Raw genomic sequence first — 20,126 nt, 5'->3', positions numbered from 1 at the left:
GACATGCTGTACCTACGAGCTTGGCAGAACGCCCGCGCCATCGGTGCGACGGATCGACTCTCCTCGGGCGAATATCGCACCGTCGGGCGGGTGGTGCGGTTCACCCCGACGGTCCACGCCGAGCCGATCCCCCTTCTGCGGGCTCAGGCGGCGAGCAGCCTCGCGAGGCGCGTCACGGCGGGCCGCGACTGCAGGTGCAGCCGTTTGAGGTCGAGTCCCTCGTCGCCCAGGACGACGAGCAGCTTGGTCTCCCCGACCGCGTAGACGATGATGTGCCCGCCCTGGCAACGGGTGATCACTTCGCGCAGGGGGCCCATCCCGACCTCGACGCCGGTGGACCGGCCGAGGCCGAGGGCGGCGGCGGCCATCGCCGCGAGCACCTCGGGCCGGACGCCGTCGGCGTCGGCGGCGACCAGCAGGCCGTCGGCGGAGGCGACGGCACAGCCGGTGACGCCCGAAACCTGGTCCCGCAGAGCGTGGAGCTCGGCGAGTGCCCCATCGGTGATCGTGCTTGTAGTCATCGAAGCCTCAATTCTGCCGTCACGGAAGGCTGCGCGGACGGACGGTTCTCACAGCTCGGCCTGGACCGACAACCGCCGGCCTTCAGAGGTCGAGGTTGCGGGCGATGGTGCGCAGGCCGTGCCGGGCGAGCGCGAGGTTCGCCCGGTGCCGGTCCATCGCCAGGTAGAGAAACAGCGGGGTGCCGCCACGGTGGAGCAGCCGGATCAGGTGGTACTGCTGATCGAGGGTGATGAGGATGTCCTCGATCCCCTCCTTGATCCCCAATGCGTCGAGGGTGCGGGCCTTGGCGCGCACGACGTCGGTGTTTCCGGCCGAGGCCACCTCGAGATCGAGGTTCCGGCCGCCACCGGCGGAACCGAGCATCATTCCGCTCTCATAATCGACGAGCGAAGCACCGATCGCCCCGTCAATTGTCATTGCTTCCTTGAGTGCGGTTTCAATGTCCATGAGGTACCCCCCTCAACCCGTTGACAGCATGACGAAATTACGTCGCTAGGTTCCAGGTTTGTTAACGTTCACGTGCGCATCGACGAGCATATCGTGTAGACAAGGCGACCGTACCCGTGCGCGAACGGAATGTCACATCGAGGAACCCACCATGCCGGATGAGATAAAGAACATGCAGAGTCCCGTTTCTTCTACTGACGGCCCACCCCACAAGGAGGATGCCGACGCGCGAGCGGCCGAAGAAATGCCGGCCGGGGTCGAGATCCTGCTGGCAGCGCTCCGACGGCAGGCTCGGGAGAGGCTCTCGGGCGTGGTCGTGGTGATGGGCGAGGTGAGTGGGAAGGTTGTCCTTCAAGAGGGTTTGATCGCGGCTGTCACCACGTCGGCGGCGCCCGGTCCCGAGTCGTTGCTGCTGCGATCCGGGCGTATCTCCGACGAGGAGTGGACCGCGGTGTTCGCCGCGGCCGCACCGAGCGGGCAGCTGGCGACGGCGCTGGTCGAGCGCCAGCTGCTGGGCTGCGCGGGCGTGCAGGTGGTGACCCGGACGGCGGCGATGGACGCCCTGTTCGCCCTGGCCAGCACCCAGATCGCAAGCGTGGCCGCGGAGCCTGCCGGCCCTGGCTTCCTACCCCCCGTGCTGCCCGTCGAGCCGGGGATCGAGGTCGAGCGGGCCGTCCGGGAGACAACCCGGCGGCTGGCACGTGCGTCCCGCTGGCGGGCCGAGCTGGGCCTGGAACTCCAGGTCCGGCCGCGGCTGGCGTCGCCCCCGCCGCGGGCCGCGACGGGCCCGGCGCAGGCCGACCTGCTGGCCCGGGTCAACGGCCGCCGGACGTGCCGGGACATCGCTTTCGTGGTGGGTCGCGGGCTGTTCCCCGTGATGACGGACCTGGCTTCGCTCACGGGGGATGGCTGGATCGTTCTTCCACCCCCGCAAGGGCAATCCCCGACCGTCCCGGAATCCGGCGACGGCGACGCGTCCGAGCTGCCTGCGTACGGCGACCGAGTGCGCGCGGAAATCACGGCGACGGCGGACGGTGAAAATTTTCGGGAACGTCGATACGACTTGACGGTGGACAGCAGCCTGCCCCGCCGCGACAGTCCTCGCCATCGCGGTCGCGATTTTCCCGCCTACCGTCGGATCGGTTGACCGTCATCCGTAACGACGCCGACCGACCGGGCTGCCCCGGCCCGGTGAATGCATTTCCTCGTATCTTCCTGTGACAGCGAGCGACCGGCGGTGCCCCCGCGGGCCGCGGGCGGCCTCCGGGCTGGCTTCGTTGCGACCGCTGGCAGGCCCGGGCGAGGTTCATGAGCCCTGCTGTCCGGCCTGGACACTGGCCAGGTCCCTGTTCGGGCGCGGAATCCGGCTAGTGACCTATGACGTGGCCATGTGGCGGCAGGACGGCCCCCTGACCGCGGCGGAGGCATCAGCTGAGTACGAAAACCGGTTCGAGCAGGCCGAGCGGCGATACGAGGCGGATGTCCGCGCCCCGGCCGGCCCGAAGCTGGTCGAACTGCTGCGGCGCATGCGCACCAAGTTCACTTTCACCCCCGAGGGCTCGTCCTGGATCAACCAGATCGAGACCTGGTTCGGTATCATCACGCGCCAGTCGATCCGCCGTGGCACGTTCAGCTCCGTAAGAGTCCTCATCAAGAGGATCCAGGACTACATCACCTCCTGGAACAAGGAAGCGGAATCATGGGACACTAGCGTGCGCCGTCTGCGGAGCCGACTGTCTACCCGCGCCCGTCTGTGGCGAACCAGGCGCAGCAGACCGCCCGGCAGGGCGTTCTCCGCTTCTTTTCGGATCGGATTGTCTATCACGGTCCGCGAGGTCCAAGCAGGATGACGCTGCTCATATTCCTGTTGAGCCAATCAAGGCAGGGGGAAACATTCCAGCTCGCCACTGGAGCCGGTTCGGGCTAGCGACGGGTCGCACTGGTAAAGGAATGAGAAGGCATCCAGAGCCGTATCAACGACGCACCGGCCTCGCTGTCGGCGTCACCATCGACCGTTTCCATGCGGTCGGCGACGCCCCCGTCGCGGTGCCTCCTTATTAGGGCGGCGCACTTCGCTACGTCAGCGTGGTGCCCCTCCCGGACAGGACTACCAGCTGTACTACGAGGCGACCCGCACCGACGGTGCCCACAAGCTGCGCACCGAACTCGTCCCACCCCGCTGACCCTGTTTGCACTCGCTGCCCAAGTTGTCAGCACGCATACGTCTGGCCAGCCGAAAAGAGGGAGCATCGCCTTCGCCGTTCGCCTACGGAACCAGCAGGTACCCATGATGGCGACACGCTCGTAGCCGGTACCGAATCATCTGAAGCGCATCGGCGCCGCTCACCCACTTCCGGCAGGGCGCCGGGCGTGCAACCATAACCTGCTGCCCCCGCGGCGAGTTCGGCGCATCTATACCGTTTACACCGGCAGCCTCGACGAGAGCAGGAGCACTCATGACGACCAACGGGCCCCACGCCGACGAGCACGACCAAGGCGTGGAACCGGCCTACGGCCAAGGACCGGCTTACGGCCAAGGACCGGCTTACGGCCAAGGACCGGCCTACGGCCAGGCGCCCGACTACCCCCCGTATCCCCAGGCACCCGGCTACGGGGCAGGACAACCCCAGAACGCCGCACTTCCCGGACCGGCCGTGCGGTTCGGTGCCCGTTTTGTGGACGGCCTGATCCTCTCCGTCGTCAACATCGCGACCTTCTCCATCCTCGGCTACGGGTTCGGATGGACAGCCCTCACTGCCGTCCTGTCGTATGCCTACTTCGTAGGCTTCGACGTCGCTCTCGGTACGACACTGGGCAAGAAGGCGTTCAACCTGCGGGTCGTCGGCCCGGATGGCGGGCGGCCCGGGCCCAACAACGCCGCAGTCCGCGAGCTGTTCGTACTCCTCAACATCATCCCGATCCTCGGGCCACTCCTGCTCGTGGCGGCCCACATCGCGATCGCCGTCACGATCAAATCGGACCCGCAGGACCAGGGCATCCACGACCGCGTCGCCGGCGGCACCCGGGTACTGCGCGGGTAGGCGAACGCGCCGGTCAGGCAGCCGCGAATCGACTGACGCCTCGCCGAGTCAACCCGGCATTCGCGGCCAAAGCGGGTGGGAAGCGCCGCATCAGCGATCTGGAAGACGAACGGCGCGCATGCAGGCGCGCCTACTAAACGGGGCCATCAGCGAGGAATTCCTGAAGGAAGAGCAACAGAGGATAGACCGTGACCTTGGCAAGGCGCGTGCGATGCTCCACGCCTGCGAAGGCGAATGGCAGTCGATCGGCGCGATTCTCGACCGGCTGTTGAGCCTCTGCGAGGACAGCCACACCCTCTACACCACCGCCCCGGCACTCGTGCAGCGCCAACTCAACCAAGCGGTGTTCCGCCGATTCTGGATCATTGACAAGGGAATTCACGGGGCGGACCTGTTCCCCCACTCGCCCAACTCCTCGGCGACGATCTTGCCGCCCTACTGAGCCAGGAGACTCAGAACCTGATCAAGGCCCAGAACGCCGCAGACGAACCCGGAACCCCGGACCTACAGGTCTCCACCAGCGAGGGGCCCCGACCGCCCACAGGGACAGCAGGCCCCTTCACGGGGAAACGAAAGCGCCGTCCGGCATCTACCCGAACGGCGCTGCGCCCTACCAGACCAAGAAGAGCGAAGATCATGATTCAAACATCGCCACTCTGGTGGACCTAGGTGGACTTGAACCACCGGCCTCTTCCTTATCAGGGAAGCGCTCTAACCGGCTGAGCTATAGGTCCCGGCAACGACTGCAACCATACAGGACGGCGGGGCCCGGGTGGTGGCCGCCGCCGTCCGTTGGCGCTACTGGTCGCTGAGGGTGAGCTCGATGCCGCCGATCATCTCGGCGCAGAGGTTGTAGAGCAGGGCACCGAGGGTGGTCAGCGCGGTCATCAGGATGACGTTGATCGCGCCGACGAGCAGGCTGAGCTCCATCGCACGGCCGAACGACAGCCAGCTCTTGACGTCGCTGGCGCTGCTGTCGGTCAGGGTGTCCGCGGCGTCGGTGACGCTGCCGAACACGCCGATCGAGTTGAGCACGAACCACAGCACGGCGACCGCGACGAGCAGGACGACGAAGACGCACAGGGAGAACGCGAAGCTGAGCCGGGTCACGGTCAGCGGGTTGACCTTGGACAGCCTCAGCTTGGCCCGCCGGCCCGCACCGGGCGGGCGGGCGGAGCCCGAACCTGGACCGGAGCGGCCGGGAATCCGGGAGGCGCTGGGCCGCTCGGCCGGGACCGCCTCGAGCTGGTCGTCGAGCGCGCCGGGCGAGGTGGTGGTCACCGCGTGCGGCGACGCGGCGGCGGTGCCCGCGGACGCCGGCGCGGCGATCGGCCGCTCGTAGGCCGCGGTGGCGCTAGCCCCACGGCCCGCGGCGGGTGCGGCCGGCCGCACCGCGTCGGGAGCGGGCACCCGCTCCGGCGCGGCACGGTTCCTGTCGGGCTTCGTGGTACCGCTCCTCGTCATGCTGGGCGGACGGACCAGGGAGATCGTGTCGGTCTCACCGGGCCGCTCGGCCGGGGGTTCAGGGCGGGCACTGGGCAGGCCCGTCGTGCTTCGGCGGGCACCGGGCGGCGCCGTACCGAGGGACTTCGCGGGCGACGATACGGCGGGCGAGCCGAGTTTGCGGGTAGCCGAGCCCGCATCGTCGCCGTGGGTCCCGGCGTTCCCGGTACGAGCCGACCCGGATGGGGGCAGCGCCGACCCGGCGATACCAGCCGGGGCACCGCTCGCCCCGTTGCGGCTCGGGGTCGCTCGCGACCGGTCGGACCGCTCGCCGCCGCTCGCCGCCGGTGCCCGCTGCGCCGACGCGGCGGACCGGTCCGGGCCGGCCGGGCGGTCAGCAGCACGGTCGGAACTGCCCGAACCGGCTGTGCTGTCAGAACGGGCCGGGTCATCGGAGGACCCCGCGGATCCGGCGGGTCCCGCGGATCCGGCGGAACCGGACGATGCCGCGGAACCGGACGATGCCGCACCCCGAGATGGCGCGGGCCGGGACGCCGCCACGGAGGCGGAGTGAACCACGGCCGGGGACGCCGAGGACACCGAGGACGACGGCACTGAAGACGACGCGGACTTGGCCGACGCGGACTTCGGCGGCACCGCGGACTTCGGCGGCACCGCCGGCTTGGCCGATGCCACGGACGACCGCGGCGGCTCCGCAGACGTGGCCGCCGACCGGTCGCCGCCCGCAGCACCGGAGGCCTTACCCCCCAGGGCGGGCGAGGACGAGTCGGACGAACCCGGCTTCGATGAGGCGGGCAAGGGAGATCCGACCGCGCCAGCCCCCAGAGCACCGTCCCGGCCGTCTTCGGCCTGACTGGACGGCCCCGCACCTGACCGGCCGGAACGCTGGAAGAAAGGGCTCCCCGCCGACGGGTTCAACGGGCCGGCAGGGGGGGCACCGACTCCGGAGGCGCTACCGGCAGAGGCGCCGTCGGCGCCGGACGCTCCAGCGGCGGACGCTCCAGCGGCGGGCATCTTCACCGTGTCGCCGCCCGGCTCCCCGTCCACGCCGTCCACGCCGGGACGGCGGGAACGATCGCCGTCCCGCGCTCCTCCCGACCCGGCGGTCGGGGAGGAACCGCGGTGGACCGCCGACCGGGCGGGCCGGTCATCCTGACTGTCGCTCACGGACTACTCCCGGTTCACTTCCTGGCGGCGTACGCGGGCCATGCGCACACCGGATCCCCGCTTCGGCGTCCCCGCGGCGCCGGGGGACGGCGCCGACGTCGAGGACCGCCATCGCCCCGGGCCTGGACCGTTTCCGGCCCCGGGCTCAGCTCTCCTCGGTCCCGGGTTCGGTGTGGGTGTCGGCGTCCTCCACATCAGCATTGCGCGCCACCCCGACCACTTGCACACCGGTCTCCAGATCGATGAGGCGGACCCCCATCGTCTGGCGCTGGGCCCGGCGGACGTCCTTGGCGATGGTGCGCAGCACGCCCCCGTTGGAGGCGATCGCGTAGAGCTGGTCGTCCGGGTCGACGACGAGCGCGCCGACCAGGCCGCCTCGGGTGGAGACGATCTTAGCCGTCAGTACGCCCTTGCCGCCGCGGCCCTGCACCGGATACTCGGCCAGCGGGGTTCGCTTGGCGTAGCCGCCGGAGGTGGCCACCAGCAGGTCGGCGGTGGTGCCCGGCACGACGACGTCCATGGACAGCAGCTCGTCCTCGGCGTCGAAGCGCATGCCGATCACGCCGGAGGTGGCCCGGCCCATCGGCCGCAGCTGCTCGTCGTCGGCGTGGAAGCGGATCGACTGGGCGTTGCGGCTGACCAGCAGCAGGTCGTCGCCGGGCGCGACGAGGCGGGCGGCGATGAGCTCGTCGTCGTCGCGCAGGTTGATCGCGACGAGGCCGCCGGCGCGGTTGGAGTCGAAGTCGCTCAGGGCGGTCTTCTTACAGAGCCCGCGCTTGGTGGCGAGGACGAGGTACGGCGCGACCTCGTAGTCCTTGAGCGCGATGACCTCGGCGATCCGCTCGTCCTGGGAGAAGGCGAGGATGTTCGCGACGTGCTGGCCCTTGGCCGAACGGGCCTGCTCGGGCAGTTCGTGCGCCTTCGCCCGGTAGACCCGGCCCTTGTTCGTGAAGAACAGCAGCCAGTGGTGCGTCGTCGTGACGAAGAAGTGTTCGACGATGTCGTCCTCGCGCAGGGCGGCGCCCTGCACACCCTTGCCGCCGCGACGCTGTGAGCGGTAGAGGTCGGTCTTGGTCCGCTTGGCGTAGCCGCCGCGCGTGACGGTGACGACCACGTCCTCCTGGGCGATGAGGTCCTCGATGGACATGTCGCCTTCGAAGGGGACCAGGCGGGTCCGCCGCTCGTCGCCGAACTTCTCGACGACCTCGGCGAGCTCCTCGCCGATGATCTGCCGCTGCCGCAGCGGCGAGGCGAGGATGGCCTCCAGCTCGGAGATCCGCGCCCGCAGCTCGGCGGCCTCGTCGATGATCCGCTGGCGTTCCAGGGCGGCGAGGCGACGCAGCTGCATGTCGAGGATGGCGGTCGCCTGGATCTCCGACAGCGTGAAGCGTTCCATCAGCTGCCCGCGGGCGGCCTCGGCGGACTCCGCGTTGCGGATGAGGCTGATGACCTCGTCGAGGTGGTCGAGCGCGATGAGCAGACCGTCGAGGACGTGCAGCCGCTCGCGGGCCTTGCGCAGCTGGTAGCGGGTGCGCCGGACGATGACCTCGACCTGGTGCTCGACGTAGTAGCGGACCATCTGGTCGAGGCGCAGCGTGCGCGGCACCCCATCGACGATCGCCAGCATGTTGACGCCGAAGGTGTCCTGCAGCTGGGTGTGCTTGTACAGGTTGTTGAGCACGACCTTGGCGACGGCGTCGCGCTTGAGGTCGATGACGAGGCGTTGGCCGATGCGGGCCGAGGTCTCGTCGCGGACGTCCGAGATCCCGGTGACCTTGTTGTCCCGGACCAGCTCGGCGATCTTCTCGGCGAGGTTGTCCGGGTTGACCTGGTAGGGCAGCTCGGTGACGACGAGCTGGGTGCGGCCCTTGTTCTCCTCGACGTTGACCACGGCGCGCATCCGGATGCTGCCCCGGCCGGTCCGGTAGGCGTCCTCGATGCCGCTGCGCCCGACGATCAGGCCCGAGGTCGGGAAGTCCGGCCCCTTGACGATGCCGAGCAGCGCCTCGAGCATCTCCTCATCGGTCGCCTCGGCGTGGTCGAGCGCCCACTGGACGCCGGTGGCGACCTCGCGCAGGTTGTGCGGCGGGATGTTCGTCGCCATGCCGACGGCGATGCCGCCGGCGCCGTTGACAAGCAGGTTCGGGAACCGGCTCGGCAGGACCAGCGGTTCCTGCGAACGGCCGTCGTAGTTCGCGGCGAAGTCGACCGTCTCCTGGTCGATGTCGCGCAGCATCTCCATCGCCAGGGACGCCATCCGCGCCTCGGTGTACCGCATGGCGGCGGGCGGGTCGTTGCCGGGCGAACCGAAGTTGCCGTTGCCGTCGACCAGCGGGTAGCGCAGCGACCAGGGCTGCGCGAGCCGGACGAGGGTGTCGTAGATGGCCGAGTCGCCGTGGGGATGGTAGTTACCCATGACGTCACCGACCACGCGGGAGCACTTGAAGTACCCGCGGTCGGGACGGTAACCACCGTCGTACATGGCGTAGAGAACCCGTCGGTGGACGGGCTTGAGCCCGTCCCGAACCTCCGGGAGCGCGCGGCCGACGATGACCGACATGGCGTAGTCGAGATATGACCGCTGCATCTCGACTTCGATGCCGATGGGTTCTATGCGGTCGCCGGGGGGCGGCGGTAGGACGTCGACCACGGGGTCCTTCCAGGGCAGTGGGATCAGTCGTCAGGTGGGACGGGCGTCCCGGCGGGGGTCGGGCTCTCCGGCGGGGCGCCAGCCACGATCCCCCCGGGACCGTCCCGGCCGGCCGGTGCCGGGCGGCGGCCGGCCGGACCGCCGGCGGTGCCGCGGTGCCGCGGTGCCGCGTCAGATGTCCAGGAAGCGCACGTCCTTGGCGTTGCGCTGAATGAAGCTGCGACGCGCGTCGACGTCCTCGCCCATGAGCACGGAGAACAGATCGTCGGCGACGGCCGCGTCATCGAGGGTGACCTGCAGCAGGATGCGCTTGTCCGGGTCCATGGTGGTGTCCCACAGCTCGGTCGCGTTCATCTCGCCGAGGCCCTTGAACCGCTGGATGGCGTCCTTGGGCAGCTTGCGTCCCGACTCCACCCCGCGCTGGACGAGCCCGTCGCGCTCGCGGTCGGAGTAGGCGTACTCCCAGTCCTCCCGACCCCACTTGATCTTGTAGAGCGGGGGCTGGGCCAGGAACACGTGGCCGGCCTCGACCAGCGGCCGCATGAAGCGGAACAGCAGGGTCAGCAGCAGGGTCCGGATGTGCTGGCCGTCGACGTCGGCGTCCGCCATCAGCACGATCTTGTGATAGCGCAGCTTGGCGATGTCGAAATCGTCGTGGATGCCGGTGCCCAGGGCCTGGATGAGCGCCTGGACCTCGGTGTTCTTCAGGACGCGGTCGATCCGGGCCTTCTCGACGTTGAGGATCTTCCCACGCAGCGGCAGGATCGCCTGGAACTTCGAGTCCCGCCCGCCCTTGGCCGAGCCGCCCGCCGAGTCACCCTCGACGATGTACAGCTCGCAGCGCTCCGGGTCGGTGTACTGGCAGTCGGCGAGCTTGCCGGGCAGGCCGGTGCCGCCGAGCAGGCCCTTGCGCCGGGTCAGGTCCCGGGCCTGGCGGGCCGCGATGCGGGCGCGCTGGGCGTCGAGCGACTTGGTGACGATGGCCCGCGCCTCGGTCCGGTTGACCTCGAACCAGTCCTTCAGCGCCGAGTAGCACATCTCCTGGACGAACTTCTTCGCCTCGGTGTTGCCGAGCTTCGTCTTCGTCTGGCCCTCGAACTGGGGCTGCGCGAGCTTCACCGAGATGATCGCGGTCAGGCCCTCGCGGATGTCGTCGCCGGACAGCCGCTCGTCGCCGCTCTTGGCGCCTGCCTTCACCGGCTTGAGCAGGTTCTGGTCCTTGGCGTAGGCGTTGACGGCGCTGGTCAGCGCCGCGCGGAAGCCCTCCTCGTGGGTGCCGCCCTCGTGCGTGTTGATCGTGTTCGCGAAGGTGTAGACCGACTCGCTGTAGCCGGCGTTCCACTGCATCGCGAGCTCGGCCTCGATGCCGACACCCTTGGACTCCAGCGAGATCACGCTGCGGTGGATGGCGTCCTTCGTGGCGTTGAGGTGCCCGACGAAGTCGACCAGGCCGTTGGTGTACCGGTAGGTGACCTCGAGGCGTTCCTCGGGACGCTCGTCGATCAGGATGATCGTCAGGCCCTTGTTGAGGAAGGCCATCTCCTGCAGGCGGCGGGTGAGGGTCTCGAACTTGTACTCGGTCGTCTCGAAGATGGTCGGATCCGCCCAGAAGGTGACCGACGTGCCGGTCTTCTTCGTGGTGCCGGTCTTCACCAGCGGCGCCGCCGGACGGGTCCCCACGTAGGGCTGGAACCAGACGTGCCCATCGACCTGGATCTCCACGTCGAGCTTGGTCGACAGCGCGTTGACGACGCTGACGCCGACGCCGTGCAGACCGCCCGAGACCGCGTAGGACTTGCCGTCGAACTTCCCACCCGCATGCAGCGTCGTCAGCACGACCTCGACCGCGGGCCGCTTCTCGGTGGGATGCATGCCCACGGGGATGCCGCGACCGTTGTCGACGACGCGGACGGCGCCGTCGGCGAGCAGGCTCACGGTGATCGTGTCGCAGTAGCCGGCCAGCGCCTCGTCCACCGCGTTGTCCACCACCTCGTAGACGAGATGGTGCAGACCGCGCTCCCCGGTGGAGCCGATGTACATGCCCGGACGCTTGCGGACCGCGTCAAGACCTTCGAGAACCTTGATCGAACTTGCATCGTAGGCCACGCGGCGGGTCCCCTCGTTCTGGGCGGAAGTATCCACCAGTCTACCCGCCGACCCGTTTTAGCGGACGCAGGGTGACCCCTGACGACTGCGCAGCGCCCCGTACGGCGGGATGGTGAACCCCCCTACCGGACCTCGGCATCCCGAGGCCTTGGCGCGCCTTCACGACGGTCACCCGACGCGACGATCAACCGGCACCCACATGATCGCCTCAAGTTGCGGGCGCGAGCCGGCGCGACGCACAGGAAGATCCCACGGTGGCACGGCCCCGCGGCCCGGTCGGACGCCGGACCCGGGCGCCCGACTCAGCCGTAGGTGTCACGCGGGCCGCGGCCGTTGGTGCGGATCGACCCGTGCCGCCACGACGGGGCCGTCGGGCCCCGCACCGTGATCCGCCGGACGACCTGCGGACCGAGCTCCCGGTGCAGGATGGCGAGGATCTGCCGGGACAGCATGCGCAGCTGGGTCGCCCAGGCCGTCGACTCGGCGACGAGTTCAAGCTCGCCGTCGCGCAGCGAGACCGGAGTGCAGTGGTCGGCGATGTCCGGGCCGACGATGACGTCCCACCGGGAGAGCACACCGGCGTCGTCGGCCTGCGCCTGCCAGCCGCGGGTGGCGAGCAGCCGGCCGATCGCCGCGCCGAAGGAGACCGGGTCACGCCACTCCCGGCCAGGGCTGGCGATGCCCGGCAGCCGCGGGCGCTGCGGGACCCGGTCATCGTCCTCGCCGGACCGCGGCCGCCGGCCGGCCCGGTCCCCGGCCGCGGACTCGCCACCGGGCCCGCCGGCCGGCCCCGCTGAACCGAGATCGCCGGCGGAGGAGGAGCCGAGCCAGGAACCGCCGGTGCGGGGCGAGCCGCCGCGATGTCCCCGCGCCCGCTCGCGGGCGTCCCGCTTGGCCTGGGCGAGGATCTCCCGAGCCAGGTCGGCGCCGCGTCCCTTACCCGACGCCGACGCTGGGGCTGGGGCTGGGGCGCCCTGGTCGTCCTCGGGTTCAGCAGGCACGGCGTACCTCTCCCGCGGCGACGACGAAACACGTGCCGGCCAGCTCGGCCGGCACGTCCGCCTCGACGGCGGCCGTGACCAGCACCTGCTCCGCAGGGGCGACGAGTTCGGCGAGCCGGGACCGGCGCCCGGCGTCCAACTCGGCGAAGACGTCGTCGAGGAGCAGGACGGGCTCGCGGTCGTCGGCCCGCAACAGCTCGAACGAGGCGAGCCGCAGAGCAAGTGCAAGCGACCAGGACTCGCCGTGACTGGCGTAGCCGCGCGCCGGTCGCCCGTCGACGGTCAGCAGCAGGTCGTCACGATGCGGTCCGACCAGGGTCTGCCCGCGTTCGACCTCCCGCGGGCGGGCGGCCACGAGCTCGGTTCGGATCGCCTCCTCCCACACCTGGCGGTCGGGCCACGCCTGGCCGTCGGGGAGGACCGGCCCCTGCTGCGGTGGCGGCACGCTGGCCCGGTACTCGAACCCGACCTGGGCCTGCATGCCGGCCACCGCCGCGTACGCCCCGGCCACCCCCGGACGCAGCGCCTCGACGAGGGCGAGGCGGGCCGCGAGTAGCTCGGCGCCGTAGCTGGCCAGGTAGCCATCCCAGACATCCAGGGTGCGCAGGTCGCCCTGCCCGCCGGATCGCCGGGCCGCCCCGGCGGTGCGCAGCAGGGTCGAGCGCTGCTTGAGCACCCGGTCGTAGTCGGCGAGCACCGCGGCCATCCGGGGGGTGCGGGCGACGAGCAGCTCGTCGAGGAACTGCCGCCGTCCCGCCGGGTCCCCCTTCACCAGAGCGAGATCCTCCGGGGCGAACAGAACCGTGCACAGCAGCCCGAGGACATCGCGGGGCCGGGAGACCGGCGCCCGGTTCAGCCGGGCCCGATTCGCCCGCCCCGGCACGATCTCGAGCTCCACCAGGGCCGCCCGGTCGCCGCGCACGATCCTCGCCCGCAGCACGGCGTGCGACGCGCCCTCACGCACCAGCGGGGCATCCGCGGAGACCCGGTGGCTGGCCAACGTCGCGACATACCCGATCGCCTCGAGGAGGTTCGTCTTTCCCTGACCGTTGCGGCCAACCAGCGTGATCACTCCTGGACCGAGGGTGAGATCCAGGGACGGGTAGGACCGGAAGTCGACGAGAGACAGGTGGGTGAGGTGCACGTCACCCGTGCAGGCGGATCGGCATGAGCAGGTACCGGTAGTCGGGCACCTCGCCGTCGCCGTCGGACTTGCCGGTGAGGATCGCCGGCTTGTTCGCCGCGACGGCCGGGTCCTCGGCGCTGGCGAAGCCGATCCGCACGATGTCGGACTCCAGCGCGCCCAGTGCGTCGAGCAGGTAGGACGGGTTGAACGCCACCGAAAGCTCCGGGCCGTCATAGGTCACCGGCAGCGTCTCCGTCGCCTGCGCCTCGCCGCCGGTGCCGGCCTCCAGGACGAGATGATCCGGGGAGAACGACAGCTGCACCGGGGCGGTCTTCGCCGCCACCAGGGCGACCCGCTTGACCGCCTCCTGCAACGGCGCGATCTCGAGCTGGGCGATCAGCGGCGAGCTGTCCGGCAGCAGCTTGCGGAAGGGCGGGAACTGGCCCTCGAGCAGCCGGGTGGTCGTCTGCCGGGTGGAACCCGCGAAGCCGGCGAGCGTCTCCCCGGACGGGCCCGTCCCCAGCGCGATCGAAACCTCCACCCCCGAGCCGGACAGCGACTTGGCCGTGTCCAGCAGCGTACGGGCGGGGACGAGGGCCACCGTGACGGGTGCCGGCGCCGCGTCCGCGTCGCCGCCGGAGTCGTCCGGACGCCACTTCAGCGTGCGCACAGCGAGCCGGTAGCGGTCGGTCGCGGCGAGGGTGAGGGTGTCGCCGTCGATCTCGATACGGACGCCGGTGAGCACCGGGAGGGTGTCGTCGCGTCCGGCCGCGATCGCCACCTGCGCGACCGCGGCGGCGAAGGCCGATCCCTCGATGTGGCCGGTGACGGGGGGCATGGCCGGCAGCGCCGGGTAGTCGTCCACCGGAAGCATCGGGAGCGCGAACCGGGCGTTGCCACAGGTGATCACGAGCCGGGTGCCGTCGATGCCGAGATCGACCGGTGCGGCCGGCAGTGCCCGGGTGATCTCCGCGAGCAGCTTGCCGTTGACGAGGGCGCGCCCCTCCTCCGACACCGTGGCGTGCACCGTGCCCTGCGCGGCCACCTCGTAGTCGTAGGCGGCGACCTTGAGCATCGGCCCGGTGGCGTCGAGAAGGAGGCCCGACAGCACCTGCAGCTGCGTGGTCGGCCGGCTCGGCAGCGTGCGGGCGGTCCAGGCGACCGCTTCGGTGAATTCGTCCCGTTCCACCCGGAACTTCATGGTTAGCCCTCCTTCGTTCCCTCCGGTGTTCGGAGTCAGCCCGTCGGGAACACCGATCAGCATCCCAGAGTGCCAGGCGGCCTTGGCGGGCGGTCGGCCTCACCGCGAACGCTCACGGGGAGCCCACGAAGTGGCACAGATCGCGCTCGTTCAAGATCGCAAAAAGTTGTCCACACCCCCTAGTACTTAGAGATTTTGATCTTTGAAGAAAAAATTTAAGTTCGTGGTGGTAGTAGGGGCTGTGGATGCTGGGGATAACCCACGTTTCCGCAGGTCAGAGGCATGATGAGCCGGTGCAAAACCTGTGGGTGAAGCTGTGGGTTCGCGCAGTGGATTTCCACATGCCCCGAGGTTGTCCCCAGGGACCACTTTGTCCCTCCACAGGCCATCCCCGAGTTATCCACAGGCTGTCCACGGCTTCTTCCACCGATCTGCCCCCGGGATGTCCACAAGGTTTTCCACAAGCTGTGGGTGGCACCACCTAGTGGGCTCGAGGGCGCAGGGTGGGCGTGCTAGGGGATGCCTCGCGAAGTCCATGCCCGCGGCGGCGGTCCACATGCTGTGACACGCACCCCATGAGGGGGCCCGACCGGGTGGCGCGCAGCCCGCCCGCCTCGACGCGTGAGTGTCGGAGGCCGATCGGCCTCGGCTTCCACGCTGTCCAACAGCGTGTCCCCCGAACCGACGCCTGTTGCGGTGCGTTCCGGACGGTTCGGGCCCGCAGACGGTGCAGAACGCACCGCAGTCCGCCCGGCCGCGGTCCGCCCAGCGCACACGTGCACCGATACAGCCCTGCCGGTGGCAGGCGGCGGCCAGGCTAGGGCAGGGCAGGGCGAATGACCTGTCGCCCCGCCGCAGTGGCCCCGGGCGCGGGCCACTGCGGCGCGGTCCTGGAATCAGGGACCGGTGTCCGCCCGACTGTTGCGGTCGGGATGCCCTGTCCGAGTCAGGGTTGGCGGGCCTGGACCCGGATGCGGTTGGTCAGTTCGGTGACCTGGTTGTAGATCGCACGCCGTTCGGCCATCAGGCCGCGGATCTTGCGGTCGGCGTGCATGACCGTCGTGTGGTCACGGCCCCCGAAGTGCTGGCCGATCTTGGGCAGCGACAGGTCGGTCAGTTCGCGGCACAGGTACATGGCGATCTGCCGGGCCGTCACCAGCACCCGGCTTCGGGAGGTGCCGCACAGGTCGTCCATGGAGACGCCGAAGTACGCCGCGGTCGCGTTCATGATCGCCGCCGCGGTGATGTCGGGGTTGCCGGCGTCCGGGATGAGGTCCCGCAGCACGATCTCGGCGAGCGTGCGGTCGACGTGGGACTTGTTCAGGCTCGCGAACGCCGCGACCCGGATCAGCGCACCCTCCAGCTCGCGGATGTTGCGCTCGATGTGCGTGGCGATGTACTCGAGCACGTCGGGTGGCACGGGCAGGCGCTCTGTGGCGGCCTTCTTCGACAGGATCGCGATGCGGGTTTCAAGGTCCGGCGGGGTGATGTCGGTCATCAGGCCCCACTCGAACCGGCTGCGCAGCCGATCCTCGAGCGCCGAGAGCTGCTTGGGTGAGCGGTCGGAGCTGATGACGATCTGCTTCTCGCCGTCGTGCAGGACGTTGAACGTGTGGAAGAACTCCTCCTGCGTCCGTTCCTTGTTCTCCAGGAACTGGATGTCGTCCACGAGCAGGACGTCGATGTCCCGGTAGCGGCGCTGGAAGGCCTGCTGGCGATCGTCCCGGATCGAGTTGATGAAGTCGTTGGTGAACTCCTCCGAGCTCACGTACTTGACCCGGGTGTTCGGGTACAGCCTCAGCGCGTAGTGGCCGATCGCGTGCAGCAGGTGGGTCTTGCCGAGCCCGGAGTCCCCGTAGATGAACAGCGGGTTGTACGCCTTCGCCGGGGCTTCGGCGACGGCCACCGCGGCCGCGTGGGGGAACCGGTTGCTGTCTCCGATGACGAAGGTCTCGAAGACGTAACGGGGGTTCAGCCGGGCCTGCGCAGGCTCGGTCTCCAGTGGCGCGGCGTCGCGGCCGAGCCCCGCGGCCACCCGCATCGGCGGGGCGCTCTCGGTGGAATCGGGGAAGGGCAGCTCGCCGTTCACCGCCTCGCCGGCCGCCGGCGAGGCGGCGGATCCCCTCCCCCTGCCGGAGTCCGTGGCCCCCGCGCCGCCCGATCCGCGTCCCCGGGAACCGCCGGGGTCCCGCTGCGCGCCGCCCTCCCCCGGCCGGACGATCCTGATCGGACCACTCATCGGCTCCGGATCGGGCAGGTGCTCGACGGTGACCGCGACCCGGATCTCCCGTCCATACGCTGTGGACAACGCTGTGGACAGGAACGGCCGCAGCCGCGAGTCGAGAAGCTCCTTGGTGAACTCGTTCGGAGCGGCGAGCAGGGCGGTGTCCTGGACGAGGCCGAGCGGGCGGGTCAGCCGTAGCCACGCGCGCTGCTGGGCGGACAACGTGCCGTCGGCGACCCCGGCGACGGCGTGGCTCCAGACCGCGGCCAGGTCCGGGTCGCCCGTAGGTTCCTCCCCGAAAGGTAGACCGGCGACGGAGTCGGCGCGGGGGTTGGACACGGGGGCTCCTCGGGCAGTTCGGTACGGTTTGCGGGCGGTGCTGGCCCCTCAGGTGGGGGGTACGTCGCGGATGCTGATGTGGTCCCGGTCCGGCCGCGACCAGGACGCCTCGTCCCGATGGTTCTCCACATCGTCGTCCACAACCTGTGCATGGACGCGGCAGGGCCTCCGGCGTGGCGTAAGCGGCTCACTCCCCGTGCGGCGTCCGACTCCGGCGCGTCATCCGGATCTGCCTCGGCCTCCGCCGATCGCCCTCTCCACAAGCGTTTTCCACAGGCCAGAGTGCACCCGGCCGGTGGGCCCCTGAACGCGGGCCTGCCCGGCACCGTCCGGCACCCGCGTGCACGGGATGTCGCCCAAGGATCGTAGGGCGCCGCCTGCCCGGCTGCGCCGGGGTCGGCCGAGATACGGGCGGACCCTGGCCAGGCGGGCAGGCCAGCCCAGAGCGGCGATCCTAGCCGTGTGGCATTTGCTTACAAGCAGTCACGTCGGTGGTCGGCGCCTGTCCGGATGTGGGCCATGGTCGGGCCTGCGGTGACTTTTGGTCGACTGCGTCGGGCCACGGTCGCGGGTCGGGTGGGCCGGTCCGGCTCGAGGCGACGGCGAAAGGGGCGCGGTCGCCGGGTCGGTTCGCGGCGCCGGCATGTGTAGGCTAGGTCGAACCGCGGTGTTAGACCGCTCCGTTTGTTGTGGGATGCGCTTGCGCGGGCCGTGTGGTGTGGCCCACCCCCTCGGCGACAGAGCTCACCGCCCGCGTCCATCTTGCAGACGGAGTCTTCACGTGAGTAAGCGCACCTTCCAGCCGAATAACCGTCGGCGGGCCCGCACACACGGGTTCCGGCTGCGTATGCGGACCCGCGCTGGTCGTTCCATCGTCTCCGCCCGCCGTCGTAAGGGCCGCAGCGAGCTCTCCGCCTGACGGCGGGTTCCTGCTGTACCCCGGCTGTCATGCTTCCTGAGGGTTCCCGCGTGCGGACCCGGGCCGAACACGCCCGTGTGGGGACCGCGGGCCGGCGGATCCGGTCCGGCCCGCTGGTTGTCCACAGCTTGTGGACAACCAGCGGCGAGTCTCCGCGAGCGGGTTTCGTCGTCGGCCGCCGAGTCGGCAACGCCGTTGTGCGTAACCGGGTGCGCCGCCGCCTGCGCGAGCAGGTGCGGGCCCGATTGGGCCAGCTGCCTGCGGGGACCATGCTGGTGGTGCGCGCTCTGCCGGAGGCGGCCTCGGCCAGCTCCGAGCTGCTCGGTCAAGCCCTCGGCGACGCGCTCGCGCGTGCTGCGCGCGTGGCCTCGGACGCCCCGCGCGATGATGCCCACGCGCGCCGGGTCCGGGCCCCGCGGCCCGCGGTGGGGAGCAGCCGATGACCGCCGGGATTGTCTTGCTCGCGGCGCTGACGGCGATCGCCGTTGTTGATCTTTTCCTGGCCTCCGGGCCGGCCCGCAGGCACCTGCCGAGCGTCGCCCGCACGGCCGACGGCGCGGTTCGGGGGCCGCTGGCCTGGGCGCTCGCCGGGCTTGTGCGGCTCTATCGGGCCGGGTGGTCCGGTCGTAACGCCGGCATGTGTCGGTTCGAGCCGTCGTGCAGCGCCTACGCGCTGACGGCCGTGCGCCGCCATGGCGGCGTGCGCGGTGCAGTGCTGGCCGTCGGCCGGGTACTGCGCTGTCAGCCGCTGTCGGCTGGCGGGTACGACCCGGTCCCCGGCGAGTCCGCCGGTCCGCCCGCCGTGCGTCCCCCGCCCGCCGGCGGACCACCGAGTACCGGGGTTCGGTCGAGCACAGGCGCGGATTCGGGAACCAGTGTGGGGCCGGGAGTCGTTCGCAACCCCAGGAGGGCGGCGATCGTCTCCGAACATGGTGACCGCGCGGTCGCGCCCGGACACACCGGTGCTGTCGCGCCGGCCCACAGGCATGGCTTTCCGTCTCCGGCCGAGGGGACGCGGGCCGAGATCGTCGGTTCCGGTCGCGGACCGTGGGCGTAAGGAGTCTGAACGTTGCTGAATCCCCTTTACCATCTCGCGGCGAACGCGATCGTCTTCTTCCATAAGGGATTCGCGCCGATCTTCGGCGCCGACAGCTTCTTCGCCTGGGCCTTCTCGGTCGTCCTGCTTGTCATCGCCGTCCGCGTCCTGATCTTCCCGCTGTTCGTCAAGCAGGTGAAGTCGCAGCGGACGATGCAGATGATGCAGCCGCGGATCAAGGAGATCCGGGAGAAGTACGGGCACGACAAGCCCCGCATGCAGCAAGAGATCATGGCGTTGCAGAAGGAGCATGGCAACCCGCTTCTGGGCTGCCTGCCGATCGTGCTCCAGATCCCGTTGTTCATCTCGCTGTTCCACGTGTTCACCCACCTGGCTCCGATGAACGAGGGCCCGAACGGGTCCCTCGTCTGGCGGCCCCGGGTGGGGTTGTCCGCGGAACAGGTCGAGCAGATCGCCTCGGCGAAGGTCTTCGGAATCTCACTCGCCAGCGAGTTCGGTTCCGACAGCGACTTCGTGCACTTCCTCGGGGTGAACAGCACCCACGTCAAGATCCTCGCGGTCGTGCTGATCGTGCTGATGGGTCTGACCACCTTCATGACTCAGCGGCAGATCATGGCCCGCACCGGGCCGGTGGACCCGCAGCAGGCGATCGTCCAGAAGGTCCTGCTCTACGGCTCCCCGCTGATGCTCGCGGTCTTCGGTTTCCGGTTCCCGATCGCCGTGCTGCTCTACTGGCTCACCACCAACCTGTGGAGCATGGGTCAGCAGTTCTTCGTGATCAAGCGGATGCCGCCGGTCCGCCCGCTCCCCGCCAGTGGCCGGCTCCCCGGTGCCCGCACCGCGGCCGACGGCGCGCCCACCC

Annotated in this window: 17 protein-coding genes and 1 tRNA gene; 8 read left to right on the top strand and 10 right to left on the bottom strand. The window is 70.0% G+C overall.

From position 1 onward, the window contains the following. Positions 1 to 143: 143 nt before the first annotated feature. Both NBZ83_RS07905 and NBZ83_RS07900 read right to left on the bottom strand, forming a co-directional pair. Positions 144 to 521 carry a roadblock/LC7 domain-containing protein gene (locus NBZ83_RS07905; protein ID WP_261567058.1) on the bottom strand — a complete coding sequence of 126 codons (378 nt, stop codon included), beginning with the start codon at positions 519 to 521 and terminating at the stop codon, positions 144 to 146. Positions 522 to 603: 82 nt separating this feature from the next. Then, positions 604 to 969, bottom strand: a complete 366-nt coding sequence (locus NBZ83_RS07900) for a hypothetical protein (protein WP_261567059.1) — start codon at positions 967 to 969, stop codon at positions 604 to 606. 151 nt (positions 970 to 1,120) lie between these two features. On the opposite strand from NBZ83_RS07900, the gene NBZ83_RS07895 reads away from it, so the two are divergent. The 4 genes from NBZ83_RS07895 to NBZ83_RS07880 all read left to right on the top strand — a co-directional run bounded on the left by NBZ83_RS07895 (position 1,121) and on the right by NBZ83_RS07880 (position 4,452). Further along, on the top strand, positions 1,121 to 2,116 hold the full coding sequence (locus NBZ83_RS07895) for a hypothetical protein (protein WP_261574646.1): 996 nt from the start codon (positions 1,121 to 1,123) through the stop codon (positions 2,114 to 2,116). 223 nt (positions 2,117 to 2,339) lie between these two features. After that, positions 2,340 to 2,819, top strand: coding sequence for a hypothetical protein (locus NBZ83_RS34500; RefSeq protein ID WP_498041043.1), 480 nt, complete (start codon positions 2,340 to 2,342; stop codon positions 2,817 to 2,819). A 606-nt stretch (positions 2,820 to 3,425) separates the two neighbouring features. Next, positions 3,426 to 4,010, top strand: coding sequence for an RDD family protein (locus tag NBZ83_RS07885; protein WP_261567062.1), 585 nt, complete (start codon positions 3,426 to 3,428; stop codon positions 4,008 to 4,010). 118 nt (positions 4,011 to 4,128) lie between these two features. Further along, a complete protein-coding gene (locus NBZ83_RS07880; RefSeq protein WP_261574645.1) occupies positions 4,129 to 4,452 on the top strand; it encodes a hypothetical protein in 324 nt (107 codons plus the stop codon). A gap of 215 nt (positions 4,453 to 4,667) precedes the next feature. Here the strand turns inward: NBZ83_RS07880 and NBZ83_RS07875 are convergent. From NBZ83_RS07875 to dnaA, 8 genes are all read right to left on the bottom strand, one after another. Next, positions 4,668 to 4,744 (bottom strand) — tRNA-Ile (locus tag NBZ83_RS07875). Between the two features lie 64 nt (positions 4,745 to 4,808). Then, positions 4,809 to 5,420 (bottom strand): DUF3566 domain-containing protein, encoded by a 612-nt coding sequence (locus tag NBZ83_RS07870; protein WP_261567064.1) that lies wholly within the window; start codon positions 5,418 to 5,420, stop codon positions 4,809 to 4,811. A gap of 1,366 nt (positions 5,421 to 6,786) precedes the next feature. After that, entirely contained in the window at positions 6,787 to 9,291 is a 2,505-nt protein-coding gene (gene gyrA / locus NBZ83_RS07865; RefSeq protein ID WP_261567066.1) for a DNA gyrase subunit A, read from the bottom strand. Between the two features lie 171 nt (positions 9,292 to 9,462). After that, complete coding sequence (gyrB, locus tag NBZ83_RS07860) at positions 9,463 to 11,397, bottom strand: DNA topoisomerase (ATP-hydrolyzing) subunit B (protein ID WP_261567067.1); 1,935 nt, start codon at positions 11,395 to 11,397, stop codon at positions 9,463 to 9,465. Between the two features lie 302 nt (positions 11,398 to 11,699). Then, positions 11,700 to 12,398 (bottom strand): DciA family protein, encoded by a 699-nt coding sequence (locus NBZ83_RS07855; protein ID WP_261574644.1) that lies wholly within the window; start codon positions 12,396 to 12,398, stop codon positions 11,700 to 11,702. Continuing rightward, a complete protein-coding gene (gene recF, locus NBZ83_RS07850) occupies positions 12,388 to 13,542 on the bottom strand; it encodes a DNA replication/repair protein RecF (protein WP_261567069.1) in 1,155 nt (384 codons plus the stop codon). The genes NBZ83_RS07855 and recF overlap by 11 nt, the downstream gene beginning before the upstream one ends. 1 nt (position 13,543) lies before the next feature. Continuing rightward, the gene (dnaN, locus tag NBZ83_RS07845; RefSeq protein WP_261567070.1) at positions 13,544 to 14,725 is read right to left on the bottom strand and encodes a DNA polymerase III subunit beta; all 1,182 of its coding nucleotides are present in this window, start codon (positions 14,723 to 14,725) and stop codon (positions 13,544 to 13,546) included. A 946-nt stretch (positions 14,726 to 15,671) separates the two neighbouring features. Further along, on the bottom strand, positions 15,672 to 17,288 hold the full coding sequence (gene dnaA / locus NBZ83_RS07840; protein WP_261567071.1) for a chromosomal replication initiator protein DnaA: 1,617 nt from the start codon (positions 17,286 to 17,288) through the stop codon (positions 15,672 to 15,674). Positions 17,289 to 18,069: 781 nt separating this feature from the next. On the opposite strand from dnaA, the gene rpmH reads away from it, so the two are divergent. The 4 genes from rpmH to yidC all read left to right on the top strand — a co-directional run. Beyond that, entirely contained in the window at positions 18,070 to 18,207 is a 138-nt protein-coding gene (gene rpmH, locus NBZ83_RS07835; protein ID WP_009741462.1) for a 50S ribosomal protein L34, read from the top strand. A gap of 29 nt (positions 18,208 to 18,236) precedes the next feature. Next, complete coding sequence (rnpA, locus tag NBZ83_RS07830; RefSeq protein WP_261567072.1) at positions 18,237 to 18,650, top strand: ribonuclease P protein component; 414 nt, start codon at positions 18,237 to 18,239, stop codon at positions 18,648 to 18,650. After that, positions 18,647 to 19,264 (top strand): membrane protein insertion efficiency factor YidD, encoded by a 618-nt coding sequence (gene yidD / locus NBZ83_RS07825; RefSeq protein WP_261567073.1) that lies wholly within the window; start codon positions 18,647 to 18,649, stop codon positions 19,262 to 19,264. Before rnpA ends, yidD begins: the two co-directional genes overlap by 4 nt. A 12-nt stretch (positions 19,265 to 19,276) precedes the next feature. After that, a partial coding sequence (gene yidC / locus NBZ83_RS07820; RefSeq protein ID WP_261574643.1) for a membrane protein insertase YidC occupies positions 19,277 to 20,126 on the top strand: 850 nt, incomplete at its 3' end.

Origin of the sequence: Frankia gtarii (assembly GCF_025403375.1) — a bacterium.
In the GTDB taxonomy this organism is placed as follows: domain Bacteria; phylum Actinomycetota; class Actinomycetes; order Frankiales; family Frankiaceae; genus Frankia; species Frankia gtarii.
This window is presented reverse-complemented; position numbering and strand designations above follow the sequence as displayed.

What these genes read in the sequence shown, in the direction of transcription:
- NBZ83_RS07905 (WP_261567058.1), bottom strand. Translation starts at nt 521, where the DNA reads ATGACTACAAGCACGATCACCGATGGGGCACTCGCCGAGCTCCACGCT.
- NBZ83_RS07900 (WP_261567059.1), bottom strand. Translation starts at nt 969, where the DNA reads ATGGACATTGAAACCGCACTCAAGGAAGCAATGACAATTGACGGGGCG.
- NBZ83_RS07895 (WP_261574646.1), top strand. Translation starts at nt 1,121, where the DNA reads ATGCCGGATGAGATAAAGAACATGCAGAGTCCCGTTTCTTCTACTGAC.
- NBZ83_RS07885 (WP_261567062.1), top strand. Translation starts at nt 3,426, where the DNA reads ATGACGACCAACGGGCCCCACGCCGACGAGCACGACCAAGGCGTGGAA.
- NBZ83_RS07880 (WP_261574645.1), top strand. Translation starts at nt 4,129, where the DNA reads ATGCAGGCGCGCCTACTAAACGGGGCCATCAGCGAGGAATTCCTGAAG.
- dnaN (WP_261567070.1), bottom strand. Translation starts at nt 14,725, where the DNA reads ATGAAGTTCCGGGTGGAACGGGACGAATTCACCGAAGCGGTCGCCTGG.
- rnpA (WP_261567072.1), top strand. Translation starts at nt 18,237, where the DNA reads ATGCTTCCTGAGGGTTCCCGCGTGCGGACCCGGGCCGAACACGCCCGT.
- yidD (WP_261567073.1), top strand. Translation starts at nt 18,647, where the DNA reads ATGACCGCCGGGATTGTCTTGCTCGCGGCGCTGACGGCGATCGCCGTT.